Annotated in this window: 2 protein-coding genes and 1 tRNA gene; 2 read left to right on the top strand and 1 reads right to left on the bottom strand. The window is 55.8% G+C overall.

Going from position 1 to position 942, the window contains the following annotated elements; genetic code table 11:
* Positions 1-169 precede the first annotated feature (169 nt).
* A tRNA-Met gene (locus tag B5M41_RS26765) sits at positions 170-246 on the top strand.
* 136 nt (positions 247-382) lie between these two features.
* Positions 383-730 carry a hypothetical protein gene (locus tag B5M41_RS26760; protein ID WP_209020931.1) on the top strand — a complete coding sequence of 116 codons (348 nt, stop codon included), beginning with the start codon at positions 383-385 and terminating at the stop codon, positions 728-730.
* Here B5M41_RS26760 and B5M41_RS26755 read toward each other — a convergent pair.
* Positions 727-942, bottom strand: a 216-nt coding sequence (locus B5M41_RS26755) for an integrase core domain-containing protein (RefSeq protein WP_230640319.1), incomplete at its 5' end; no start/stop codon positions are given. The genes B5M41_RS26760 and B5M41_RS26755 overlap by 4 nt on opposite strands.

The following is a 942-nucleotide window of genomic DNA, read 5'->3' as shown; positions in this document are numbered from 1 at the left end:
GCCGAAACCAAAGGGCCGCTTCAAGCGGCCTTTATGCTTTCCAGGCAGCGGATGTGTGGTTGCTGAAATACAACGGTATTTTGCCTCCGGCAAAAACCGGACCGGAAATACGATCTTTGCCTCCGGCAAAAATCGGTCGGTATTTTGCCTAACGGCAAAAACCGGGTAACGCGGGGTGGAGCAGCCCGGTAGCTCGTCAGGCTCATAACCTGAAGGCCGCAGGTTCAAATCCTGCCCCCGCAACCAAAATTTACGAAGAAATTCAACAAGAAAGCCCTCTCGCCGTAGAGGGCTTTCTTGTGTTCTAGGCCTAGCACAAACCTAGCACAAAACCCGAGGCCGATTTGACTGGTCCCTTGCTGGTGTGATTCCCTATCCCCACATGAAAAAGGAAAACAAACAGGGGGCCGGTATGGCGAGCCACGAAATCCTCGGAGGGAAGGTCAATATTTACCGGCGCAACGGGCTCACCTGGCATTGCTCGGCGTCCCTGAAGGGCATCCAGTATCGCACCAGCACCAAGGAAACCGGGCTGGCGCAGGCCAAGGCGTTTGCCGAAGATTGGTATCTCGGGCTTCGCGGCAAGCTGGCAGCCGGGTTGATAAAGACCGAAAAGACCCTTGCCGAAGCCGCCAAGAAGTTTGAGCTGGAATATGCCGTCATCACCGAGGGCGAGCGCAGCCCCAAGTGGGTTTGGAGTGCTCCCCATTTCACCGGACAGATCGGCTAGTTTGATTTAGCCCTGATGAACTGCCGAGGGGAAGCCATCTTGAGTGCGGAATGGGGATGGATTTCGTTGTAGTCTTCGATCCATCCGTCGATGAGCCGGAGCGCCGTTTCGGCGTCTGGCAGAGCTGATATGCGCACGTAATCCCGTTTCAGGGTTTTGACGAATGCCTCTGACATTCCGTTCGACTGGGGACTGGCGACCGGCGTGAAGCA

Origin of the sequence: Shinella sumterensis, from assembly GCF_004514425.2 — a bacterium.
Taxonomy (GTDB): Bacteria; Pseudomonadota; Alphaproteobacteria; order Rhizobiales; family Rhizobiaceae; genus Shinella; species Shinella sumterensis.
Note: the sequence above shows the minus strand (reverse complement) of the source record. Positions and strands in the feature narration are given on the sequence as shown.